A 24,709-nucleotide genomic window follows, 5' to 3' on the forward strand; every position below is an offset into this window, starting at 1 on the left:
TAAGCCAATGCCATATTAAAACAGCCTTTGATATACTAAGGGCTGTTTTTGCTAATTAATCAGAGATGCTATGAAAGTAGGTATTATTGGCGCCATGGAGCCAGAAATCGCGATTTTGCGTGAACGCATGAGCGACGTAGAAACTCACCAACACGGTGGTTTTACTTTTTACCATGGGCAACTCAATACTCAGACTGTGACTTTAGTGCAATCAGGGATAGGTAAAGTCGCTGCCACCGTTGCAACCACCTTGTTGATCGACCACTTTCACCCTGATTGCGTTATTAATACAGGTTCAGCAGGCGGTTTTGACCAGCGTTTAGAAGTGGGTGATGTAGCTATTGCCAGCGAACTACGCCACCATGACGTCGATGTTACCGCATTTGGTTACGAGTATGGCCAAGTACCACAAATGCCAGCGGCTTATGAGTCTCACCCACAGTTGATACAAGTGGCCGAGCAATCAATTTCACAGCTACAACAGTGTCAGTCGTTGGTTGGCTTAGTGTGTACAGGCGATTCATTTATGTGTGATCCTGAACGCATTGATGCAACACGCAAACAATTTCCAGCGATGCTTGCCGTGGAAATGGAAGGCGCCGCAATCGCTCAAGCCTGCCACTTACTTGATACGGCCTTTGTGGTTATCCGCTCACTGTCTGATATCGCCGGCAAAGAGTCGCCGCATTCATTCGAAGAATACTTAGAAGTCGCATCGAAGAATTCATCGGCTATGGTGATGGCGATGCTAACGAAACTTGATGGTGTCACCCTATAGATGCTGGTTGAGGCGCTAAGTGCTCAGCTTAGTCTGCTGTTATTACTTGCAGCCATTGCTTGCGAGCGTTGGCTGCCGCTCTCTCCTTGGTATCACCCTTTTACCCTGGCACGCCTGGGCTTCAACAATTTAGTTAAACGCACTTTCAATCCGCAAGATAGTGTTGGCTACCACCTACTGATAGCCATACTGTCACTGGCTCTGTGTGTGTTGTTGCCGCTGACATTAATCGCGCTGTTCTCCCATTTAGTTTACTACCCAGAGGCATTATCTGCGCTCTTGCTCTACCTGAGCCTAGACTCCCACACAATCCGTAGCAAAAGCACGCGTATTGCTTTGGCATTAAAGCAGCAACGTAAATCACTCGCTCGGGCACTGCTAGCAACTATTGTAGTGCGTGATTGTGAGCGTTTGAATAGTCAGGGGGTCGCCAAAGCTTGCATTGAGAGTGTGTTGCTGCGCATGCTTCATACCTACTTTGCACCACTATTACTGTATTGTTTATTTGGCGGCATGGCTGCCCTCGCCTACAGTTTAACGTGGACTCTGCACACGGCCATGCGCAAGCATGCTTTGCCATCGAGTCCTTATCTCTACGCCAGTAAATGGTTACTAACTCTTTGCTGTGTAGCGGCCCTAGTAATGTACTTGCTACCGCTGGCGATGATGACCCAACAGCGTAAACTATGGCGTTACTTGCGGATATATGGCCGGCACTTTTATCACCGCGTTAGCGGGTTTACTCTCAGTGTTTTCAGTGCATTATTGCAAGTACAGCTTGGCGGGCCAGCCTTTTATCAAGGCCATCGTTTTGAGCGCATGCGTATTGGTGTGGATCATTTGCCTGATGACAAAACAATCAAAGCAACATTGAAATATATTGACGGTGTTAACATGCTTTGGCTGGCGGTTATAGCCCTTAGCCACATAGCGTGGGCGTAAAAAAAAGCCGCTTTAAGCGGCTTTTTCTGTAGTATCAATTCTTAGGCAAGAGTCACTTTTGCAAAGCGACGTTTACCAACCTGGTAAACTTCGGTGCTGCCTTTAGCCACCATTTGCTTGCTATCTGTTACCTTGGTTTCGCCATTAATTTTCACAGCACCCTGTTTAATCATGCGAATCGCTTCTGAAGTGCTAGCCACAAGCTGGGCTTCCTTAAGCAAGGCGGTGATCATCATCTCATCGCCATCACATTCAATGGTTAGCTCGTTAATATCATCAGGCAGCGCATTTTTAGAGAAACGCTTGGTAAAATCTGCGTGAGCTTGCTCAGCCGCTTGCTCATCATGGAAACGCGCAATGATCTCTTTCGCTAAGGCAATTTTGATATCACGCGGATTCGCGCCGTTGCTGACTTGCTCCTTCAACTCCGCAATTTGCTCAAGTGACTTGGTACTAAGCAACTCATAGTAACGCCACATAAGATCATCGGAGATAGACATCATTTTGCCAAACATATCGTTAGCAGAGTCAGTAATTCCTATGTAGTTACCCAGAGACTTAGACATTTTCTGCACGCCATCAGTGCCCTCAAGCAACGGCATCATTAGCACTGTTTGTGGCTTTTGCCCTTCGTCTTTTTGCAGTTCACGGCCCATCAACAGATTAAAACGCTGATCGGTGCCACCAAGCTCAACATCGGCCTCAAGTGCGACTGAATCCCACCCCTGCACTAACGGATACAAAAACTCGTGAATGGCGATGGATTGACCACTTGCATAACGTTTTTTAAAGTCATCGCGCTCGAGCATGCGTGCTACGGTTTGGCGAGCTGCTAACTTTATCATTCCTGCGGTGCCTAGCTTTTCCATCCATTGCGAGTTAAATGCAATGGTGGTTTTTTCTGGATCGAGGATTTTAAAGACTTGCTCTTTATAGGTTTCGGCGTTAGCTAACACATCTTCACGGGTCAAAGGTTTACGAGTCACGTTTTTACCCGTTGGATCGCCTATCATTCCAGTAAAGTCGCCAATTAAAAAGATCACTTCATGGCCAAGGTCCTGAAACGTTTTTAGCTTATTAATAAGCACCGTATGACCTAAATGTAAATCTGGCGCTGTAGGATCAAACCCAGCTTTAATTCGTAGCTTTTTCCCTGACTTAAGGCGTTCAGCGAGTTCTTCCTCAAGTAAAATTTCCTCAGCACCGCGTTTAATTTCTGCCAGCGCTGTCTGCAAGTCTGTCATTTATTTCTCCGATAAAAAAATGTGCTAACCGCGCGATTCTAGCGCAATTCGCGCCGGGTTTAAATGCACAAAATACTGGTATTTGCCCTTTATAACGTATATGCTCAGCCTTTGGTTAGATTTGTTTTCCTTAACAGCAGAAAAAGGTAGGTTATGGTAAACGTGGTTCACAAGCTCCCCAAAAAACACAAAATGCTCATTGTGGGCTTTCTTGTCACGATTATTGCCCTGATGTTGATACCTACGGAAAGAGCCACAGCATCAAAGGATAACGACGCAAAGCCATTGGAAGTGGGTAAGCGTTACGAGCTTCAAGTTAAGCTTGAGGAAGACGAACAAATCACCGATTTGAACTCCCCCGAGCAAGCTCAGACTTTACCAACCTATGAGCACACCGATTACCAAGTACGTAACGGTGACAACCTTGCCCTGATTTTTAAACGTGCAGGCTTCTCCGCGCAAACCTTGTATAAATTGGTTAATACCAATGAAGAAACGAAAAAACTAACCAAAATTCACCCAGGTGAAGTGTTAAGTTTTGCAAAAAACGACAAGGGTGAGTTGCAGCAGCTCAAATATGTACTGAGCAAAACCGACACCTTGTTTGTTACGCTTAACGAAGAGGGACGCTACGACACCTCTATCGATTCCAAAGAAATTGAAACCCTCACTAAAACAGCGTCTGGTACAGTCAATGGCAGCCTATGGACAGCCGGTATCTCGGCTGGGCTAAGTGAGAAACAAATTATGAACTTTGCCACCATCTTTGGCTGGGACGTGGATTTTGCCAACGATCTGCGTAAAGGCGATCAGTTTAGCTTGCTGTATGAAACACACCACGTTGACGGCGAGTATATTGGCACAGGGAAAATCATCGCTGCTGAATTTATCAACCAAGGCGAACGTTATGCCGCTGTGCGCCACACTGATGGCAACTTCTACACGCCTGAAGGTCGAAGTATGAAAAAAGCCTTCTTACGAGCGCCAGTTAATTTTAAATACATCAGTTCAAGCTTTAATCCGCGTCGCCTCCACCCAGTAACTAAAACGGTGAAGCCACACCGTGGTATTGATTACGCCGCGCGCACAGGTACGCCCGTGGTAGCCGCTGGTAACGGCAAAGTTATTAAAGCAGGTTACAGCCGTTTTAATGGTAATTATGTGTTCATTAAACACGGCAATACCTATGTAACTAAGTACTTGCACTTAAATAAACGCAAAGTGAAAAATGGCCAAAAAGTGAAACAAGGTCAGCTTATTGGCACTGTCGGAGCCACCGGTCGCGTTACCGGCCCCCACTTACACTATGAGTTCCTTGTAAACGGTGTACATCGTAATCCTCGTACCGTTGAACTGCCAAAGTCTGAGCCGCTTCCCGCTGGCGAATTAGCCAAGTTCAAACCAGTAGCCGATACACTTCTTGCGCAGCTGGTTAGAGAGCGAGAAATGCAGCTGGCGATGAACTAATCATCGACATAAAAAAAGCACCTTAGGGTGCTTTTTTTATGTCTGCTATATCACAAGTCCTTACCTAAATAACATATAAAGCAATTGCACCACTAAGCTTATGCCAACGAGTGGCAAGATATACTTGCGAAAGCGCATCATTTTATTGAGCCCTAACTGATGTTGGTAGCGTTCTAGTAACGGCACCAAAATAGCCAGCGAAACAAATAATACAATGATGATGATAATAGCGTTCATAGCCGCTCCCTATTTTGACTGTTATGGCTAGCCATGGACTGCTTTGTTAGTCTCAGCTCATGCTATAGCATGCACTTATAACACTTAATCGCAAAACTATGAAACCGGCCTCAGCCATAAAAAAGCGCGCCCCACCGAATTCGAATAGGACGCGCAAATGGCTAGGAAGTGCCTAAATAGATAAATTTCCCGGCAGAGGTTAGCCCACCAAAGCCAGTAAAATACCTGCAGCCACAGCGCTACCAAGAACGCCAGCAACGTTTGGCCCCATGGCATGCATCAATAAAAAGTTATGTGGGTTGTTTTCCAAGCCAACCTTATTGACCACGCGAGCAGCCATAGGCACAGCAGATACACCGGCTGCCCCTACTAAGGGGTTAATGGGTGATGACGATAATCTATTCAGCCCTTTTGCCATGAATACACCTGACGCCGTGCCAATAGAAAATGCCAAGGCTCCTAACGCTAGAATACCAATGGTTTCCACCGTCAGAAATTGCTCAGCAGCTAGCTTTGAGCCCACTGCTAGGCCAAGGAAAATAGTCGTTATATTGATCAGCTCATTCTGCGCTGTGCTACTGAGCCTATCGACGACACCTGACTCACGCATTAAGTTACCCAAACAGAACATTCCCACCAACGGCGTTGCTGCCGGTAAGAACATCGCAGTTAACGCCAGAACCATAAGTGGAAAAATAATTTTTTCCTTTTTGGAAACCGCTCGTAACTGTGGCATCTCAATTTTTCGCTCTTGCTCGGAGGTTAATGCTCGCATGATGGGTGGCTGGATAATGGGCACTAATGCCATATAAGAATACGCCGCCACTGCGATAGCACCGAGCAAGTCCGGGGCTAATTTTGAGGCTAAGAAAATAGCAGTCGGGCCATCAGCACCGCCAATGATGGCGATAGCAGATGCATCTTTGAGTGTGAATTCAAAGCCCGGCACAAAGTTCAAAGCAATAGCACCAAACAAGGTCGCAAAAATACCAAATTGCGCCGCAGCGCCCAGAAGTAGCATTCGCGGGTTCGCGATCAACGCGTTAAAGTCGGTAAGTGCCCCCACCCCCATAAAGATAAGCAGCGGAAAGACGCCGGAGTCAATGCCTATGTAATACACGTAATACAGAATGCCACCAGGGTCTGCCATACCAGCCACGGGGATATTTGTTAATATTGCCCCGAAGCCAATTGGCACCAATAGTAATGGCTCAAAATTACGCGCTATCGCCAAATATAACAGCCCACAACCGACTAAGATCATCACCAGTTGAGCGACGGAAAAGTTGGCAATGCCGGTGGCATGCCAGAGATTTAATACTCCTTCCATACCCCCTCCTAAACCAATGCAATTAAGGCATCGCCAGCGCTCACGGAGTCACCTTCACGCACTAACACATCACTGACCTCACCGCCGTGCAATGCGCGCACTTCAGTTTCCATCTTCATCGCTTCCATGATCATAACCACATCACCTTCACTCACGTGCTGACCAGGTTTGACTAGAACCTTGAAGACGTTGCCCGTTAGCGGTGCATTCAGTGTTTCCCCGCCACTAATCGCAGCCGACTGCGGTGGGTTTTCACCTTCACCCTCAACAGCACGCACACTCTCCAACTCACCACCGGGGGCGACGACGACATCATAGGCCTGACCATCGACACTAATACTATAACGCTCTGGCCCTTGCTTTGTCGGTGCCGCCTTAGCCACAGCCTTTGGCTGCTCCGGCTCGGCGCTGGGCGCCGGTTCAAAAGCATCAGGGTTATTTCGATTCGCTAAGAACTTTAAACCGATTTGCGGGAATAATGCATAGGTTAAAACGTCATCAACCACCTCGTCTGCTAACTCGATCTTTTGCTCTTTCGCATGAGCATCTAGTTCCTCCGTCAGCTTGTCTAGCTCAGGCTCAATAAGGTCGGCAGGACGGCAACTAATTGCCTCTGCACCTTCTAGAACACGCTGTTGCAACTGGCTATCTACCGGTGCGGGTGTAGCTCCATACTCACCTTTAAGAACGCCTGCGGTTTCCTTAGTAATAGATTTGTAGCGCTCACCGGTAAGCACATTCAACACGGCTTGAGTGCCAACAATTTGTGAGGTGGGGGTGACCAAAGGTAAGTAACCTAAGTCTTTGCGGACTTTGGGGATTTCTTTGAGTACCTCGTCTAACTTATCGCCTGCGTTTTGCTCTTTTAACTGGTTTTCCATATTTGTGAGCATACCACCGGGCACTTGCGCTAATAGGATGCGGCCATCAACGCCCTTCAAGCTACCTTCAAATTGCGCATACTTCTTACGTACTTCCCTAAAATAAGCCGCAATTTCCTCGAGTAACGTTTGGTCCAAACCGGTATCGCGCGGGGTATCCTCGACAATAGCAACCACGGTCTCGGTGGCGCTGTGACCATAGGTTTGACTCATACTAGAAACTGCCGTATCAAGCATATCAATGCCGGCATCAATAGCCTTTTGGTAGGTTGCAGTGCTTAGTCCTGTGGTCGCATGGCATTGCATAGCAATGGGTAAAGACACGGTTTCCTTTAAGCCACGGATCAGCTTATCGGCATCATAGGGCTTTAACAGCCCCGCCATATCTTTAATGCAAATAGAATGACAACCCATATCTTCAAGGCGCTTGGCCTGATCTAGCCACATATCCAGCGTGTGGACCGGTGAAACGGTGTAAGAGATAGTGCCTTGCGCATGGGCGCCAATATTTACAGCGGCTTTGATTGCCGTCTCTAAATTACGCACATCATTCATCGCATCAAAGATACGAAACACATCAACGCCGTTGGCGTGAGCGCGCTCGACAAACTTAGTCACAACATCGTCACTGTAATGGCGATAACCGAGTAAGTTCTGACCACGCAGTAGCATTTGCTGTTTAGTATTAGGCATCGCCGCTTTCAAGGCGCGGATACGATGCCAAGGGTCTTCACCTAAATAACGGATACAGGAGTCAAAGGTGGCCCCACCCCATGACTCCATTGACCAAAACCCAACCTGATCAAGCTTATCAGCGATCGGGAGCATATCCTCTAAGCGCATGCGTGTTGCTAATAAAGATTGATGCGCGTCTCGCAGTACTAATTCGGTAAGCTTTAATTTAGACATAATTGACCCTTATTATTGCTTCTTATACTGATGCACAGCCGCAGCAATAGCTGCAATATGCGCCTTTGAAGGGCGCTTACTGTGATGCTTGGTAGTGGCGCTAGCTTGTTGATTGGCTTGTGCTTGTTCTGTATCGGCAAAGATATATGACATTAGACGTAAAGCGCCTATCAATATGAGTAGAAATACAAAGACCACCACCATACCAGTCGCCATAAGCCAAGCGGCTTCAATTAACAATGCTGTAATATCCATGCTCACCCCAGTGCAAATTTAGTTACTTTTTATTGATATTTAACCAACACCATATCAAAAAAAAAGAGAATGTCCACTTAAGTGTAAATTGGTAATACCAATATTTATAACCTTGAAATTCTTGAAAGGAGACTTAAAAACCGCCAACAATGCCGTTATTTTAGCTTTATAGATAATAAAAATAGCGGATATAAATAAGATCTATACGAAAAAAAATCATCTTCATTAGCCATGAATGATGCTGAGAACTTCAAAACAGATAATTGGTCATACCAAGTTTAATTTTACATTGTTTACGTTGAGGGTTTTTGTTCTATTTTTTGACTCTAAGTCATTGGCAGGTTTGAACAAATCGGACTAAGCTTATGACGCTAAATAGGAACAACCGCAGTTTGATTGGCCCTGAAGTATTAGTCGTACTAATAACTAGGGAGAAAAACAATGTTAAAATCTAAACTGGCGCTGTCGCTACAAGTAGCGCTCGGCGTAGGTATTTCTTCATTCGTTATGCCTCAAGCACTCGCTACGGGGGATGAAGAAGCCAAGGATATTGAGGTCATAGCCATCACTGGTAGTCGTATTCGCCAGCCTGGCGCTGTCTCAGCCAGCCCCATCACGTCCATTGGCGAGAAAGAGCTGCGCTTCCAACAAGAACCTGAAGTAGAGCAAATTCTACGTACTTTACCATCCACTATTCCCGGTGACGGCAGTAACGTGAACAACGGCTCTGGCGGTGCAGCAACGGTCAACTTAAGAGGCTTGGGTTCTCAGCGTTCATTGATACTGGTTAATGGCCGACGAATGATCCCATATAACTACAACGGTTCGGTAGATACCTCAGTGATCCCTTCGGCACTGGTAGAGCGCATCGATGTAGTTACTGGTGGTGCTTCGGCCGTTTATGGCTCTGATGCCATTGCCGGGGCGGTTAACTTTGTCCTTAAAGATAATTTTGAAGGGATAGCCTTAGACACCTCGCACCAGCAAACAGACGAAAGTGACGGCGATAAAAGTAATATATCGCTTACCATCGGTTCTAACCTCGCTGATGACAGAGGTAACGTCGTACTCTCATTGGACTGGATGAAGCGTGACCAAGTACTCCTTGGCGATCGTCCGTTGGGTTTACTTGGTATCGAAACCGCATCAGGCGCTAACTATGAGCAATTCCTCAATGGTCAACCGCCCGTTCCAGCGCCCTCTGAATGTGAGGCCCCTAACTCAGTAGAAAGTGGTGGTTCTACAACGGCCATGCCCACACGCTTTGGTATTGTCGGAGCGGGTACCGCAGGCCAATTTAGAAATGATGGCACACTTGCTGCTGATACCTGTAGCGTGTTCAACTTCAACCCCTATAACTTCTATCAGACACCGTCCGAGCGCTATTCAGGTACGGCTCTCGCTCGTTACAACCTCACCGACGATCATGAAGTTTATTCATCACTCACTTACAGCTCGATCTCGGTAGATACACAGGTTGCGCCATCAGGCACATTTGGTGCTAGTTTCGAATTGCCACTATTTAACCCGTTAATTGGCGATCAAGCACAGCAATTTATGATTGATACGGGCAACAACGCGCTCGCTGATGGTCTCTTAAGTGACAGTAACTGGAATGATGTCAACGGCAATGGCGTCGTCGACTCTGAGGACTATTTAACTGTGCAGTTACGTCGGCGTACACTCGAACTCGGCCCCCGTACAGAGCGCTATGACACCTCGTTGTTCCAGTTTGTCACTGGCGTGAAAGGTTATGTGTTTGACGACTGGGAGTATGATGTTAGTTTCCAATATGGTGAGTCCAACCGTACCACCGTACGCGGTGGCTACACCAACCTAACTAACATCCAAAATGCCCTTGAAACCGAAGACGGTGTCACCTGCTTAAACGGCGACCCAACGTGCGTACCCATCAACCTGTTTGGTGGCTTTGGCACCATTACCGATGAAATGGCCGGTTATGCTACAGCTATTGCATTACAGCAGCAAAAGTACAGCCAGCGTATCGCAACTGCGACCATCAATGGTCCGATTGAGTTTATTGAAGTGCCCGGCGCCGGCGCACCGCTATCAATGAGCTTTGGTTACGAGTACCGCAAAGAAAAAGGCTTATTTGAGCCTGATGAATGTTTGAAACTTGCACCAGCGAGCTGTCAGGGCGGTGCTGGAGGTAACCAGTTGCCTATTGAAGGTGGCTTCAGTGTTGATGAGCTGTTCATGGAAGGTTACTTGCCAGTCTTAGACGGTATGGCATTTGCTGATACGCTTGATGTGGAGTTTGGTTTCCGTTGGGCAGACTACGATACCGTGGGCTCTAATGAAACCTGGAAGCTTGGTTTCAACTGGCGCCCAGTTAGCAGTGTATTAGTACGTGTTATGCAACAGCAAGCGACGCGAGCCCCGAACGTCGGTGAGATCGCCTCTCCTGTGGTAACTGGCCTTGATAACGCGACTAGCGACCCTTGCTCGGTTGCCAACGCCGGTAACATCAGCGCTGAACTGCGCCAGCTGTGTATTTCCACTGGCATGACCGATGCGCAAGTGGGTAACGTGCAAGATGTGATATCAGGTCAAGTGCAAGTGATCTCCGGAAGCGATCCACTTAATCCACCTGACGCTGAAGAAGCAAGCACCTTTACAGCAGGTATTGTTTGGACTCCAGAGTTCGATACCTTGCAAAACTTCACTATCAGTTTAGATTACTATGATATTGATATTGATGACATCATCGGCGAGTTTTCAGCACAAGAAATCCTTGATGCCTGTTACAAGTTAGGTGATGCACAAGAATGTGCCAAAATACAACGTGTTGGTGGCGATTTGACCGTTGCTGGTGCCGGGATTGAACAATTCACTACCAACCTCAAGAACTTGACCGCTGAAGGGGTTGAACTGGGGTTCAATTTCTTCGTGCCACTTGAGGACATGGGTGAGCTGCAGTTCTCAGGAACCATCAACAAGTATCTAACTCAAGAATCGCAAAGCTCTGATACAGCGCGAATTATCGACTGTAAAGGGTATTACAGTGCCAGCTGTGATCCCCTCGCAGAGATGCGCTGGGTGCAACGTACTACGTGGGCGATGGACGACTTTACCCTGTCATTGCAATGGCGTCACATTGACGGCATTGACGCAGAGCCAGTCGTTGCCGACGATTACTTCCCAGAGTTTAGAAGTATCGATTCCTACGATTACTTTGACTTGTATGCCAATTATCACCTTACCGATAATATCACCGCAAGTTTAGGTATAGATAACCTGTTCGAGAAAGATCCACCGGTTGTGGGTAATGAGGCAGGTGATACCAGCTCTAACTCAGGTAACACGTTCCCAAGTAACTATGACGTGCTTGGTCGCAAGTTTAAACTGGGCCTAAGGTTCCAGTTCTAATTCGCAGTGTTAACAAAAGCCGCGCCTAGCGCGGCTTTTTTATGCTTACCTGCCGCAGTAGCTAACCGTCATCTTCACAGCGAGGAATAGCGCTATTTGTCACCAAGGGGGACACCTGAAAAGGCTTTGCGGAATCTACATTAACGGTTACATGAGCAATATCTAAAACCTGAAAATCGCCAGGTGCATTAAGATGCCAAAGCTGCGACTGACGCTGTGAAAAGCAAAATTCACTGGTATCGCCATGCACCACTAAAATAGGATAATCACTGTGTTGAGCGAGCTTATCTAAGTACTGACGATAGACAGCAAAGCCATCACATTTTCGGTTATTGTCACTGCACACTCCCTTATCGCTACTTGAGCGAAAGATATCCGCTTGAAAAAAGACAACCATGGCGGTTAGGTCTTTATCAGCATGGCGTGTTAGCCATTGAATATTGAGCTGATCTCGCTTTTTAACAGCCTGCAGCGCTTGTTTTTTATCAGACTTAAGAATTTGCGCACGACCATTATTGGTACCAACCACATGCACAGTTAGGTATTGCACTTGCTCTATACGCCAAGCCTGGTTTTCTGGCAGCTCAGGCTGGCGTTCATAGCCGGGCAAAGCGACCGTGTGCACAGCGAATTCTTTACGTACAAAACTTAGCCTCTCTAGCTCATCTAAGCGTGTGCTAAGCCCTTTCCTATCGCAGTCGGTCCAATCATTGTCACCCGGTGTGTAGACAAAGGGCCGCTCACTAAGATTAGCTAACAGCTGGTAGTTGCCGCGCAGAACATGATCGGTGCAAGCGACAGCTCCAGCCTTAATATCGCCGACGTGAACAATAAAATGATGTGGGGTTTGCCGTACGCCTTGATATAATGGCCCTGTAGGTGAGGTGAGCAGCGCTTCATCGATAGGAGAATATGGCATATCGCCAAAGACCAAAAATTGGTGTTGGGCGCCAACCGTAGCGCTGAAAAGCGCGGCCGTTAATGCCATAAAAATCGTGCGCATACCTGCCTCTATATTAATCAAGTTCGTATAACGAGTACTATGAATTACCACACTAGCTATATTTTAGATAAAGACTACTACCACGAGAGCTTTGAGCAGTCTTTGCCCTTCAGCCATCGCCGCCAACTCAAATATCCACTGGTGCTCTTGCTCGTAGGACTTGCTCTTTTTAGCATGTTTAAGTTGCAAAATAACTACCTTGGTTATTTTTTGTTTGCTTTAGCTATTTTAGAAGTGGTTGCCTACAAATATCAGCAACCTTGGTGGGTGGCACGACAGCGATTAACAAGAGCAGCTGGAAATGAAGTGACGCTGCGGATTGATGAGAAAGGAATTAGTACCGAGATCAATGCCCATAAGAAGCAATACTCATGGCCACAGATTAAAGAGGTATTGAGTACGCAGAAGGGAATAATTATTGTCACCGATAAGGGAGCTAGGCACTATTTTCCCGCTCGAGTGCTCAATGAGAAAGTGATTGCATTTATTTTCGATAAAAATAAAGCCACTTGATAGTGGCTTTTATGAATTCGTTTATTTATGCGTTGCCCGGATTTGAGTCCGATTTTTCGGCTTGGATTCGCATGTAAATCTCTTCGCGGTGAACAGACACATCCTTTGGTGCATTCACACCGATACGCACTTGGTTACCCTTAACGCCTAAAACAGTCACTGTGACTTCATCACCAATCATTAAGGTTTCACCAACTCGACGAGTAAGAATTAGCATTCGCTTGCTCCCATAGTTCCAAATTAGTAAAAAATTCCGTCTCCGGCATTCTAAAGAATAATCACTCTAAAAGTAAGTAAAACTTAAAAGCGATTATTCACTTGCCGTTAAAAAAGCCGCATGTAATGCACGTACGCCCAATTCCAAGTACTTTCGTTCAATAAGAACTGAAAGCTTTATTTCTCCTGAGCTAGCGACGACTACATCAATATTTTCATCGGCTAACACGCGAAAAAATCGCCCCGTAATTGGCGTGTTCGTTTTTATCCCTGCGCCAACTATAGACAACATGGCGAGGTCGTCACGACTATCTATTTTGGCCCCGCTTAAAGCATCACTTTCTTGCAATAAACTCATTGCTTGTTGCAACTCTAAGCTAGGTACACTTATAGCATAGTCTACTTTTCCAACTTTTTGATTAACTTGGTTAATCATGTCTATTTCGATGCCTTTTTCAGCCAAGAGTTCCACTATATTTGCTAAAGTAGAACCATCATTTGAGCAATCATTTATAAAGATAAGCGCTTGCTCACGCTTGGAGGCAATTCCCGAAACAGTCTGTTGTTGCATACCTTCATCCTCGTAATCAACGCGCGTCCCTTCCCCAACATTAAAGCTGGATAACACCCGCAATGGCATTTTATAATGCGCAGCGGCTTCCACTGCACGAATATGCAATACCTTCGCGCCTAAACTAGCCATCTCTAGCATGACCTGCACTGACACGCTCGACAGCTTCCATGCCCCAGGTTCGATACGAGGATCAGTGGTATATACGCCGTCAACGTCGGTATAGATCTGACATTCTTGAGCATTTATCGCAGCGGCAATGGCCACTGCCGAAGTGTCGCTACCGCCGCGCCCCAAAGTGGTAATATTTCCTTCCAAATCACGGCCTTGAAATCCTGCTGCGATAACAATGCGACCATGTTCAATTTCTTGACGTAAGCGGGCACTGTTGATGTCATTGATACGTGCTTTGGTAAAGAGGTTGTCGGTACGAATACCTAGTTGATCGCCCAGCAAGCTGATGGCGGGGTAGCCTCGGCGGATCAGTGCCATCGCTAGAAGACTGGCACTTACTTGCTCACCTGTACTTACTAATGCATCAAGTTCACGAGGGCTGGGGGAGCTATCAACTTGCTCAGCTAACGCTAATAATCGATTAGTTTCGCCTGACATGGCTGACACCACAGCCACAACGTGGTGGCCTTGCTGACGTTGGCGAATAATGATATCGGCGACGGCCTCAATACGCTCAATCGAGCCTACCGAGGTGCCGCCAAACTTTTGAACTAACAGTGCCACGAATAAATACGCGCCTGTTGTTTATCCACGCTCACTCACCCATGCTTGAACACTGGCCAGTGCGCTATCTAAGTGCTCTGGTTGCGAGCCACCGGCTTGTGCCATATCAGGGCGACCGCCACCTTTACCACCGACTTGTGCAGCCATATGGTTAACCAACTCTCCGGCTTTAAACTGACCAGTAAGATCTTTGGTGACACCAGCAATTAAACTGACTTTTTCGCCGTTCGCAACGCCTAAAGCAATAATGCCTGAACCCATCTTGTTCTTCAGGTCATCAACCATACCACGCAGCGCTTTGCTCTCGGTGCCAGCAACATTCGCCACAAGCAGCTTAACGCCGTTGACATCAATGGCACTATCAAGCAACGAGGCGCCCGCTGCACTGGCGAGCTTGTCATTCAGTTGCGCCACCTGCTTCTCAAGGCCTTTACTACGCTCAATTAAACCCGATACTTTATCAAGCACCGAGGCATTATCCGCTTTGAGCAACGCAGCTATTTGCGCCAGTTTGTTCTCTTGCTCAGCAACATAATTCAATGCATCATCACCGGTGACCGCTTCAATACGGCGTACACCAGCGGCAATACCCGCCTCTGAGACGATTTTAAATAAGCCGATGTCGCCAGTGCGCTGCACGTGGGTACCACCACACAGCTCGATAGAGTAGTCGCCAATGCTCACGACACGTACTTCATCGTCATACTTCTCGCCGAATAGCGCCATAGCGCCCTTTGCTTTTGCCTCATCAATGGCCATAAGTTCAGTTTGCAAAGCAAAATTACGACGAATTTCAATATTCACTTGTTGTTCGATGCGTTGTAGTTGCTCACGCGTGACGCCCTCAAAATGAGAGAAGTCAAAACGCATACGATCAGGCTCAACCAAGGAGCCTTTTTGGTTTACATGCTCACCCAACTCTTGGCGCAATGCTTCGTGAATAAGGTGGGTTGCAGTGTGGTTTTTCTTAATGCGGTCACGGCGCTCAGCATCGATACGCGCATCCACTTTATCGTTCACCCCCATTTGCCCACTTACTTTGCCGTAGTGCGCAATGGCATTGCCAAGTTTTTGTGTATCGGTAACAATAAACTCTCCATTACCGGCTTTCAGCACGCCGGTGTCACCCACCTGACCGCCTGACTCAGCATAAAATGGCGTACGATCAAGTATCACGATACCTTCTTGACCATCTTCCAATACCGATACCTTATCGCCAGCAGCGAACAACTCGACCACTGTGCCGCTGTAATGCTCGGCTTCATAACCCTTGAAGTCGCTCGACTTATCAGAGCGCAGTTGCGTGTTGTAATCAGCGCCAAACTTGCCAGCTTGTTGTGCTTTTTTACGTTGCACATCCATACACTGCTGGAAACCACGCTCATCAATAGTCATAAAACGTTCACGAGCGACATCAGCGGTTAAGTCCGCTGGAAAGCCATAGGTATCATAGAGCTTGAACACCACATCGCCGGGAATAACATCACCTTCTAGGGCGCTTAAGTGTTCTTCCAAAATAGCCAAGCCGCGCTCTAGAGTTTTGCCAAATTGCTCTTCTTCAATACGCAGTACTTTTTCAATAATGCTCTGGTGTTTGGCAAGCTCAGGGTATGCATCCCCCATTTGTTCAATCAGCGCACCCACCAGTTGGTGGAAGAAGGTGCCTTTTGCCCCCAGCTTGTTGCCGTGGCGCACAGCGCGACGAATAATACGACGCAAGACGTAACCGCGTCCTTCATTCGAAGGCATGACACCGTCTAGCACCAAAAACGCACACGAACGGATATGGTCGGCAATAACCCGCAATGATTTATCTTCTAAATCCTGCGCATTCGTCACTTTTGCTGCCGCTTGGATTAACGCTTGGAATAGGTCAATTTCATAGTTTGAATGCACGCCCTGCATAATGGCGGCGATACGCTCAAGACCCATGCCTGTATCAATAGATGGGTTAGGTAAGGCTTCCATCGTGCCATCGGCATGGCGGTTATATTGCATGAAAACCAAGTTCCAAATCTCAATATAACGGTCGCCATCTTCTTCTGGCGTCCCTGGTGGACCGCCCCAGACTTCTTCACCATGATCGTAGAAAATTTCCGAGCACGGACCACATGGACCGGTATCACCCATGGACCAGAAGTTATCTTTTTCACCAATGCGAGAGACGCGATCGGCTGGCACGCCAATTTTGTTAATCCAAATATCGGCGGCTTCATCATCTTCGGTAAACACCGTCACCCAAAGCTTCTCTTTAGGCAAACCGAGCTCTTCGGTCAAAAAAGTCCAGGCAAATTGAATAGCTTGCTCTTTGAAATAATCGCCAAAGCTAAAGTTACCGAGCATTTCAAAAAAGGTATGGTGACGGGCAGTGTAACCAACATTTTCTAAGTCGTTGTGTTTACCACCTGCGCGGACACAACGTTGGGCGCTGGTCGCTCGCGTATAGGGGCGCTTCTCTGCGCCCAAAAATACGTCTTTAAAAGGCACCATGCCGGCGTTGTTAAATAACAACGTTGGATCAGTACCAGGGATTAATGAAGCCGAAGGCACAATTTGGTGTTGGTGCTTGGCAAAATAGTCTAAGAACTTTTGTCTTAGCTGTGCGGTCGTCAAATGCTGCATTGCGTTTTTCTCACTCGTCATTCGCTTCACTTGCAAGTGCAAATTCTATCTGTTGGTAGTCAAACCCACGCGCTGTTAAATAACGCATGCGCTTAGCTTTTTCTTTGTAATCTAATTGTTTATCTGTTGTCCGGAATTTCCGGGTATAAGCTTCTAGAGCGAGCTCAAACCAATCTATGTCTAAGGCATCGATGGCTTCGCTAACTTGCTCTTTTGCCAGCCCCTTTTGCTGCGCATCAGCCATAATGCGTCGCGGACTATGGCGCTTGTCCACTGCGCGACGGACAAAACCGGCACAAAACCGGTTATCATCTAAGAACCCATGTTGCTCACACCAGTCCAGTAATTCGCAGCTAAACGCCTGCGGCACTTGGCGCTGGCTTAACTTGCGCTCTAATTCTTTACGGCTGTAGTCCTGTCGTCCTAACAGCCACAGAACGTAATTTTTTTGCTTTTGCTTTTCGCTATCGTCCATTAGGCGTCAAATCGACCGTTGTCGGTGGTGTCGCTAATAGCATTAACATGCTGCGCTGTGGGTGCATCCTGCTCGCCCAGTTGCGGCGCAAAAATCGCCTGAAACGCCACCAGAAGGCTAATGTAGCAAATCGGCATTAGAACCAGAAGAGGAATAAAGGACAATACTGCACACAACAGCATCAAAACACCCATAATAAGCCCATACACCGTCATTGCTGCGGCATTATGATAAAACGCCATCAAGCTGGCTTTCATCACCGCCCACATCGACGTGTGGCCGCCAAAAAACACTAATGGTATGGCAAATGCAAAGGCGCACAGGTAAATACTGGTTATTACCAGGAACAAGGCTAACGAAGGAAATGACAGGCTTTGTGCTAATAGCTGTAGCGCCTGCTCTGGGTTCATGTTCGGGTCACTCACCACCGCAGCCATATCCGCAAATAACACGCTAGCTAGCAAGCCTAGTAAGATCCCCGCCCCCATTTGGTACAAGCCGACCCGAAACAAGCCCATCCGTCGGCCTTTTTGTGAAAACACATCGATGATGTCGGCAAAGGCAACGTTTTTCCCCTGCTGGCGCGCAAGTGCTGACTGATAAAAACCAGCCATTAGAAAAGGCGTCGCCAGTGCTGCTGGAATTTTCAACAGCGGTACCACCAGCCCAACTAACCCTAAAACAGCAATGAGCAGGTACATAAACATAAAAGTGAAAGGCTGCTTGGCAAAGATATCCAATCCCTGCTTTATCCAGCGCCCGCCGGCTTTGGCGCTATGTACGCGAATTTCTATAGCCATGATGACTGCGTTTCCTCTTTCTTTGCGTCGTGCTTTATGGTTTTTGTATTTTTTTGATATCGAGCATGTGCGAGCCATGCTTAATTTTGGTTTCTAAGTATGCTTGGTTTCCCGTTAAGCCCACCTTAATATGCGCCGACGTGCCCACGACAGCTTTCACATCGATGCCATTATCAGCTAACGCACTGAGTTTTTTAGGGTTATTAGTCATCAGTTTGACCTGCGTCACAGCCAACGCTTTAAGCATGAGTACCGCATCGGAAAACTCGCGCAAATCATCAGCAAAGCCCAAGTGGTTGTTGGCCTCATAGGTGTTCATACCTTGAGACTGTAAAACATAGGCGTCGAGCTTATTGTACAACCCTATGCCTCGCCCCTCTTGACGCAGGTATAACAATATTCCGCCCTGTTGGTGCATTAATTCGATACTTTCATTGAGCTGCTCACCGCAGTCACAACGACTGGAGTGGAAAACGTCGCCGGTTAAACACTCAGAGTGCATGCGAATAAGCGGTGTCTGCTGATGCTTGTCCGCCTCATTAAAAATTAGTGCAACATGCTCTTGGCCATCTTTTAGCCCAGAAAATGAGACAATTTCTGCCGGGATATCACTGTTTTTGCCCACATTTAATTGGACCCTAGCTCTTACTTCAGCCACGACGACTCACTCTTTTATAAAAAACAACTGTGATAGTATAACAAGCCGCTGCTCAGAATCAGCCACTATATGCTTTTAAATGGGGTTATATTAACACGAAACAACAATACCAAGCGATGGCTAATCAAGGGAAACATGTGCTCAATACGGTGGTGGTAGCCGTATACATAAATGGTGATTGTGCTGGCGGGAAGCTGAAAACCTTGCAGCCAGTGGATGCTCGCGACTATGATCACCCTTAACGCTACGCGTTGTGCCAAAGTGGAATAGGTCATACACACTTGGTGTCATCGCTTTGTAAACGACTAATCACGCCAACAACAGGGGCTATTATGATAAAAACAATCGCATCACAACTCACTGCATTCGGGGTATCGCTGGCCTTCGTCTTGTGCACCCTCGTTTTTGCACCTGCACTGCACGCTGAGTCAGCACAGACGGTTACGCAGCAACAACTGATGGCGGATAGGTTCAGTGCCACGCCAATGACGCTGCTTGATGTGCGCTCAAAACAAGAGTATCAGCAAGGACATATCAAAGGTGCGGTAAACATCCCCCATAGCGAGATTGTTGAAAATGGCGCCACACTCAACAAAGACACAGCCATTGTGGTGTATTGTCGCAGTGGTCGTCGCGCAGGTATTGCTCTGGAGGCGCTCAAAAAGCAAGGCTTTACCCAGCTATACCACTTAGAGGGTGATTTCTTAAAATGGCAACAAGCCGAACTACCTTTAATTAACCAGCAGTAATCAACGCGCTGAGCGGCAGCCTTTGCTGCCGACTCATGTGATTAACTTGGGCAAGAAACAGTTCCGCAGTGGCCAACGCATCGCTCAACGCATTGTGTTCCCGATAAACCGGCAACTGATAGCGACGCCGACAGGCACTGAGCGATAATGCATCAAGCGCCACTTCCGTGCCCTGCCGCGCTAAACGGCGTTGCTCAATTTTCAGGGTATCCAACGTCAAATAACGAAACTTTTGCCCCTGCTGTTTGTAAGCGCAACGCAAAAAACGCTCATCGAGCAAAGCATTATGGAACACTAAAATACTGTCTTCGCAGACAGCATCAAAAGCGGTCAGTATCGCCGCCATGGAATCGCCCTCGCTGATTAAACGCGACGCGGTGATACCGTGATAAATAGGCGATTGCGCTAGCTGCGACACCCCACTGTGCAACATATGGGCACTTTGGCGCGGGCAAATACGTTGATTTTCGATCACCACCCACGCCATGGATACAATTTCATGCTCCTTAGGGTTTAAGCCAGTCAGCTCTAAATCCACCACCACATATCGATGACGATGCCAACTATCGGCAAAGCCAAAATGGTCTTGGCCAAACATCGCTTTGAGCTTTTGCCACCACGCGTGGGTCATAATTACAAACTCCCTCGTGCGAACTTAAAACTCGCCGCTTGCTGGGCTTGGCGCACCAAGTAAAATGCCTCCTTAAGTTGGTGGCGCTCGAGCGACGTTAAAGTATCGGGGTTAATGCAGTTACTCGGCACCGGCTCTTTATCCAGCTGCGCTTTAAGACGCAATTGCGTTAAATATCGCCAGCAGTCTTTTAAATCAAAAATGTCTTTTTTCGATAACTGCCGAGTTTTTATCAGTGCATCTAAGCGCTCTAGGGTATTGGCACTGCGGATACCCTCTTGCAGTGCATACAGGCGAACAATATCGTTAATAATCACAATGCCGCGTTTTTTCAGATCGATAAACTTGTGATGCTGGGCATCGGTTTGCGTTTTTAGTTGATGGAACAGGCCGATAGGCACCGAATTTTGGTTCAACTCACTGGCCAAGGCACGGTAAAAAAGTTGATCGCGGTTTTGCTTGCCAAGCGACGTTGTAAATGCCGCAAACAAATCACTGGAGCCGGTGATAAAGCGAATATCAAAGAATATTTTACAGTTGAGCATCGCCTCGGGCGTGGGACTGCCAAGCCAGCGAGCAAACTTATCTAACCAGTCCGATATCGATAGCCGACATTGCGGGTTACTGGCCATGATGTTTCCTGGACAGCGGACAATGCCGCAGACATCAAGCTGCTCGCACACAAACTCGCCCATGCCGCGAAAATAATCTGCCTCAGCATTGCTCAATTGGTCGGGCAACAGCAAACCATTATCTTGATCAGAGTGCAGCGTTTGTTCTTCCCGTGCTTGTGAGCCGAAGCAAATCCAGCTAAAACGCGTAGGCGCATCCCCATGGCGTTGTTGGTATAATTGAATCAATCGCGTGGTCAACGCATCACTAATACCACTAAGTAGCTTACCCACCAAGGTGGTGTCTTCGATATGATAAGCAAAGCTATCGAGTAGACTCGGTACCTCACCGGCATAGCGTTTTAAATCGGCAACCCCCGCCGCCTTATAAATGCGACCAATGAGCTGCACGGGATCGCTTTTTTGCTGCCGTAACAAGTCGGTCGCAGTCACCATGCCCACCGGCTGATGCGCCTCGTTCAGTACCGGCAAATGGTGAATATTGTGCTTGAGCATTAAATGCATAGCCGAAAATACCCGGTTATTTTCGAAAATGTATTTCGGGTGGGCGGTCATAATGGCTTGCAAAGGTTGCTCAGGGTCCACCCCCGCTGCCAGAACTCGAGTGCGCAAGTCGCGATCGGTGACCACCCCGAGCAACTTGGTGTCTTCGCTGTGGGTTACCATAATCGATGACACTCGCTGGTCACTCATCAGTTGGGCGCATTGCCTAATACTGGCTTCAGGGCCCAGAGTAACGGCTTGGCGAGTCATCAGCTCGGCAATTTTACGTTCTGACCAGCTATCACTGTGGTGTTGATATTTCGATGACAATAGGCGATTCGAGTGTGCACGGACAAAGTACTGCTCAAAGGGTTTATATTCGTGGCGCAAATAATCAAAACTGGACTGACTGAGAATATATACCAGAGCTTCCTGCTTTATCTCGATACGGTTTTTAATGGCCTCACCGCTGAGTAGCGATGGATAGCCGAAGTAATCACCCGCACTTAAGCGCGCGACCGCCTCTCCACTTGGTGCGACGATTTCTAGGCTACCGCTGCGAATAAGAAATAGTTTTGGGTCGTCAGAATCAAGCCACTGATGCTGGTTCTCTCGCGTGACATAAATAACTTCAAGGTGATGACAAAAGTATTCACAGGCAGAGCGCGCTAACGTATTAAACGGGGCCTGTTCAATGACAAAATCGATAATATCTTGATGCTGTGGGCTCACTATCCACACCTCAACTGATTACTGCTGTGTCTACCTACTTGTTAGCGTGTTAGCCAACCATAGATAAACACCGCATCCTGCATATAGCTTAAATCTAGGCCGAAAGCAGCGACAAAAAAAGCCCGACCTTGGTCTAAGGCCGGGCTTGTCTGTGTGTTTCACACATTAGTGTGCGTGTGCGGTCCCTGATCCTTTCGGGTTACGGATCCCCTCGACCATCTCGCGAATCTCTTCTGGTGTCTCAGCAGTCATACGCTGAACCACAACGGCAACCACAAAGTTTACCACCATACCGAGCAAACCAATGCCCTCAGGGGAGATACCGAACAGCCAGTGCTCGGCACTATTTAGGTCGGGGCTGATAAACTTGAAGTAGATGATGTACGCAGCGGTAAAGCCGATGCCCGTTACCATACCGGCAATCGCCCCTTCTTTGTTCATGCGCTTAGAGAAGATGCCCATGATAATAGCAGGGAAGAAGCTGGCCGCTGCCAAGCCGAAGGCGAAGGCCACCACCGATGCCACGAACCCGGGCGGGTTAATGCCAAAGTAAGCGGAGATACCTATGGCCACCATTGCCGCTAACCGCGCTGCCAGAAGTTCTTGCTTGTCGCTGATATTTGGCTTCAAGGTACGCTTCAACAAGTCATGGGACACCGAGGTTGAAATGACCAATAATAAACCCGCAGTGGTCGACAATGCCGCAGCAATACCACCGGCTGCAACCAAGGCGATAACCCAGGCCGGTAAATCAGCGATCTCGGGGTTAGCAAGCACCATAATATCGCGATCGACACTCACCTCATTGGCACTGCTTGGGTCGTTAACATCCCCTGCTGAGTAGTACATGCGGCCGTCATCATTTTTGTCATTAAACGTGATTAAGCCGGTTTTTTCCCAGTTTTTAATCCAGGTTGGGGCTTCGCTGTATAGCGTTCCGCTGCCATCTTTGCCATTGATAGTGTCAATCATATTAACACGCGCGAAAGATGCAACTGCCGGTGCCGTGGTATACACGATGGCAATGAACACTAAAGTCCAAGCCGCAGAAATACGGGTGTCACGCACTCGAGGTACAGTGAAGAAGCGAACAATTACATGAGGTAAACCCGCAGTACCAACCATTAAGGCGCCGGTTATAGCGAACACATCAATCATGCTCTTGGAGCCTTCGGTGTATTGCGCAAACCCGAGCTCGGTACTGAGACCATCGAGTTTATCGAGCATATAAGCGCCCGAGCCATCACTCAGTGTCGCCCCAAAGCCAGTTTGTGGCAGCAAGTGACCGGTCATCATCAACGAGATGAAGATTGCCGGAACCAAATAAGCAAAAACAAGTACACAGTACTGCGCTACTTGGGTGTAGGTGATGCCTTTCATACCGCCCAATACGGCATAGAAGAACACAATCACCATACCAATGTAGACGCCGGTTTCAATGTCTACTTCAAGGAAGCGCGAGAACACTACGCCCACACCACGCATTTGCCCTGCGATGTAGGTAAAGCAAATAAAGATGGCGCAGAAAATAGCCACCATACGTGCCGCTTGAGAATAATAGCGATCGCCAATAAAGTCCGGTACGGTAAACTTACCGAACTTACGAAGGTAAGGCGCAAGGCACAGCGCAAGTAACACATAACCGCCGGTCCAGCCCATTAGATACACGCCACCATCATAGCCGGCGAAAGAAATAATCCCCGCCATAGAGATAAACGACGCAGCACTCATCCAATCTGCAGCAGTTGCCATTCCGTTTGCCAAAGGTGGTACGCCACCCCCAGCTACATAGAAGTCGTTGGTTGAGCCCGCTCGAGCCCAAATAGCAATACCGATGTACATGGCAAAGCTAAGGCCAACAATTAAAAAAGTTAACGTTTGAACATCCATCACTGCGCTCCTTATTCGTCTACGCCGTATTTTTTATCTAACGCATTCATTTTGTGTGCGTAGACAAAAATAAGAACCACAAAGGTATAAATGGCGCCCTGTTGCGAGAACCAAAAACCCAGTTTAAACCCGAAGAAACGCACCTCATTGAGTACGTCGACTAGCAAAATGCCACAGCCAAATGAAACCACGAACCACACCACTAGCAATTTAAACACTAGACTGAGGTTTTCGTTCCAATAGGCTTTAGCGTGATCTGCATCTTTAAAAGCCATTTTTGTATCCCCTTCACGTCACACTAAAAGTATGACTGGTTGTTATCATCACTTTTGAATCTAGCAACGCCAGCGCCAGAGGAAATTCAGACCTTAGTCGTAACAAAAACTTAACGTCGATACCACCGAGAACATCATTTCAAATAAAGCTATAAATTTCATTAAGTTATATTTTAATTCAGGTAAACTCAGGACGTTTTTCGAAGGTGAACATGGGCTTAATACATTAGTCTAATAACCTTAAGTCGCATGCGCTGAGCACTTAAAAATCACTGCTAAATAGGTTGT

The 24,709-nt window shown here is 47.5% G+C and carries 22 protein-coding genes; 6 read left to right on the forward strand and 16 right to left on the reverse strand.

What is annotated here, in order from left to right:
* Positions 1–70: 70 nt before the first annotated feature.
* Together mtnN and MHM95_RS15860 are read left to right on the forward strand one after the other, a co-directional pair.
* Positions 71–778 (forward strand): 5'-methylthioadenosine/S-adenosylhomocysteine nucleosidase, encoded by a 708-nt coding sequence (gene mtnN / locus MHM95_RS15855; protein ID WP_022944142.1) that lies wholly within the window; start codon positions 71–73, stop codon positions 776–778.
* Complete coding sequence (locus tag MHM95_RS15860) at positions 779–1,720, forward strand: cobalamin biosynthesis protein (protein ID WP_239385742.1); 942 nt, start codon at positions 779–781, stop codon at positions 1,718–1,720.
* Between the two features lie 41 nt (positions 1,721–1,761).
* On the opposite strand, the gene tyrS is transcribed toward MHM95_RS15860, so the two are convergent.
* Positions 1,762–2,964: a tyrosine--tRNA ligase gene (gene tyrS, locus MHM95_RS15865; RefSeq protein WP_045978528.1), complete on the reverse strand. Its 1,203-nt coding sequence runs from the start codon at positions 2,962–2,964 to the stop codon at positions 1,762–1,764.
* Positions 2,965–3,117: 153 nt separating this feature from the next.
* On the opposite strand from tyrS, the gene MHM95_RS15870 reads away from it, so the two are divergent.
* Positions 3,118–4,431, forward strand: a complete 1,314-nt coding sequence (locus MHM95_RS15870) for a peptidoglycan DD-metalloendopeptidase family protein (RefSeq protein WP_239385743.1) — start codon at positions 3,118–3,120, stop codon at positions 4,429–4,431.
* A gap of 60 nt (positions 4,432–4,491) precedes the next feature.
* Here the strand turns inward: MHM95_RS15870 and MHM95_RS15875 are convergent, their stop codons facing one another.
* The 4 genes from MHM95_RS15875 to MHM95_RS15890 all read right to left on the reverse strand — a co-directional run bounded on the left by MHM95_RS15875 (position 4,492) and on the right by MHM95_RS15890 (position 8,043).
* Positions 4,492–4,668, reverse strand: coding sequence for a hypothetical protein (locus MHM95_RS15875; RefSeq protein ID WP_022946927.1), 177 nt, complete (start codon positions 4,666–4,668; stop codon positions 4,492–4,494).
* A 199-nt stretch (positions 4,669–4,867) separates the two neighbouring features.
* Positions 4,868–5,998 carry a sodium ion-translocating decarboxylase subunit beta gene (locus MHM95_RS15880; protein WP_239385744.1) on the reverse strand — a complete coding sequence of 377 codons (1,131 nt, stop codon included), beginning with the start codon at positions 5,996–5,998 and terminating at the stop codon, positions 4,868–4,870.
* 8 nt (positions 5,999–6,006) lie between these two features.
* A complete protein-coding gene (gene oadA, locus MHM95_RS15885; RefSeq protein WP_239385745.1) occupies positions 6,007–7,788 on the reverse strand; it encodes a sodium-extruding oxaloacetate decarboxylase subunit alpha in 1,782 nt (593 codons plus the stop codon).
* A gap of 12 nt (positions 7,789–7,800) precedes the next feature.
* Positions 7,801–8,043, reverse strand: coding sequence for an OadG family transporter subunit (locus MHM95_RS15890; RefSeq protein WP_235419842.1), 243 nt, complete (start codon positions 8,041–8,043; stop codon positions 7,801–7,803).
* A 441-nt stretch (positions 8,044–8,484) separates the two neighbouring features.
* Between MHM95_RS15890 and MHM95_RS15895 the strand changes: the two genes are divergently transcribed.
* On the forward strand, positions 8,485–11,433 hold the full coding sequence (locus MHM95_RS15895) for a TonB-dependent receptor (RefSeq protein ID WP_239385746.1): 2,949 nt from the start codon (positions 8,485–8,487) through the stop codon (positions 11,431–11,433).
* A 61-nt stretch (positions 11,434–11,494) separates the two neighbouring features.
* Here MHM95_RS15895 and MHM95_RS15900 read toward each other — a convergent pair whose 3' ends face one another.
* Positions 11,495–12,436 carry a hypothetical protein gene (locus tag MHM95_RS15900; protein WP_239385747.1) on the reverse strand — a complete coding sequence of 314 codons (942 nt, stop codon included), beginning with the start codon at positions 12,434–12,436 and terminating at the stop codon, positions 11,495–11,497.
* Between the two features lie 39 nt (positions 12,437–12,475).
* Between MHM95_RS15900 and MHM95_RS15905 the strand changes: the two genes are divergently transcribed.
* Positions 12,476–12,949: a YcxB family protein gene (locus MHM95_RS15905; RefSeq protein WP_239385748.1), complete on the forward strand. Its 474-nt coding sequence runs from the start codon at positions 12,476–12,478 to the stop codon at positions 12,947–12,949.
* Positions 12,950–12,974: 25 nt separating this feature from the next.
* On the opposite strand, the gene csrA is transcribed toward MHM95_RS15905, so the two are convergent.
* From csrA to ribA, 6 genes are all read right to left on the reverse strand, one after another.
* On the reverse strand, positions 12,975–13,166 hold the full coding sequence (gene csrA, locus MHM95_RS15910) for a carbon storage regulator CsrA (protein WP_022946934.1): 192 nt from the start codon (positions 13,164–13,166) through the stop codon (positions 12,975–12,977).
* Between the two features lie 93 nt (positions 13,167–13,259).
* Positions 13,260–14,474 carry an aspartate kinase gene (locus MHM95_RS15915; protein WP_239385749.1) on the reverse strand — a complete coding sequence of 405 codons (1,215 nt, stop codon included), beginning with the start codon at positions 14,472–14,474 and terminating at the stop codon, positions 13,260–13,262.
* Positions 14,475–14,495: 21 nt separating this feature from the next.
* Positions 14,496–17,096, reverse strand: coding sequence for an alanine--tRNA ligase (gene alaS, locus MHM95_RS15920; protein ID WP_045978616.1), 2,601 nt, complete (start codon positions 17,094–17,096; stop codon positions 14,496–14,498).
* 10 nt (positions 17,097–17,106) lie between these two features.
* Positions 17,107–17,571, reverse strand: coding sequence for a regulatory protein RecX (locus MHM95_RS15925; RefSeq protein ID WP_239385750.1), 465 nt, complete (start codon positions 17,569–17,571; stop codon positions 17,107–17,109).
* Positions 17,571–18,371 (reverse strand): BPSS1780 family membrane protein, encoded by an 801-nt coding sequence (locus tag MHM95_RS15930; RefSeq protein ID WP_053910693.1) that lies wholly within the window; start codon positions 18,369–18,371, stop codon positions 17,571–17,573. Before MHM95_RS15930 ends, MHM95_RS15925 begins: the two co-directional genes overlap by 1 nt.
* 34 nt (positions 18,372–18,405) lie before the next feature.
* Positions 18,406–19,029 (reverse strand): GTP cyclohydrolase II, encoded by a 624-nt coding sequence (gene ribA / locus MHM95_RS15935; protein WP_022946939.1) that lies wholly within the window; start codon positions 19,027–19,029, stop codon positions 18,406–18,408.
* 332 nt (positions 19,030–19,361) lie between these two features.
* On the opposite strand from ribA, the gene MHM95_RS15940 reads away from it, so the two are divergent.
* The gene (locus MHM95_RS15940) at positions 19,362–19,778 is read left to right on the forward strand and encodes a rhodanese-like domain-containing protein (RefSeq protein WP_138547662.1); all 417 of its coding nucleotides are present in this window, start codon (positions 19,362–19,364) and stop codon (positions 19,776–19,778) included.
* On the opposite strand, the gene MHM95_RS15945 is transcribed toward MHM95_RS15940, so the two are convergent.
* The 4 genes from MHM95_RS15945 to MHM95_RS15960 form a co-directional block, all read right to left on the reverse strand.
* Positions 19,765–20,409: a 3'-5' exonuclease gene (locus MHM95_RS15945; RefSeq protein ID WP_151172343.1), complete on the reverse strand. Its 645-nt coding sequence runs from the start codon at positions 20,407–20,409 to the stop codon at positions 19,765–19,767. The two genes, MHM95_RS15940 and MHM95_RS15945, sit on opposite strands and share 14 nt — an antisense overlap.
* 2 nt (positions 20,410–20,411) lie before the next feature.
* On the reverse strand, positions 20,412–22,256 hold the full coding sequence (locus MHM95_RS15950; RefSeq protein ID WP_239385751.1) for a DUF294 nucleotidyltransferase-like domain-containing protein: 1,845 nt from the start codon (positions 22,254–22,256) through the stop codon (positions 20,412–20,414).
* A gap of 165 nt (positions 22,257–22,421) precedes the next feature.
* On the reverse strand, positions 22,422–24,146 hold the full coding sequence (locus MHM95_RS15955) for a sodium:solute symporter family protein (RefSeq protein WP_022946944.1): 1,725 nt from the start codon (positions 24,144–24,146) through the stop codon (positions 22,422–22,424).
* Positions 24,147–24,157: 11 nt separating this feature from the next.
* On the reverse strand, positions 24,158–24,421 hold the full coding sequence (locus MHM95_RS15960; RefSeq protein WP_022946945.1) for a DUF4212 domain-containing protein: 264 nt from the start codon (positions 24,419–24,421) through the stop codon (positions 24,158–24,160).
* Positions 24,422–24,709 lie beyond the last annotated feature (288 nt).

This window comes from Pseudoalteromonas sp. CnMc7-15 (assembly GCF_022347925.1).
Lineage (GTDB): Bacteria > Pseudomonadota > Gammaproteobacteria > Enterobacterales > Alteromonadaceae > Pseudoalteromonas > Pseudoalteromonas ruthenica.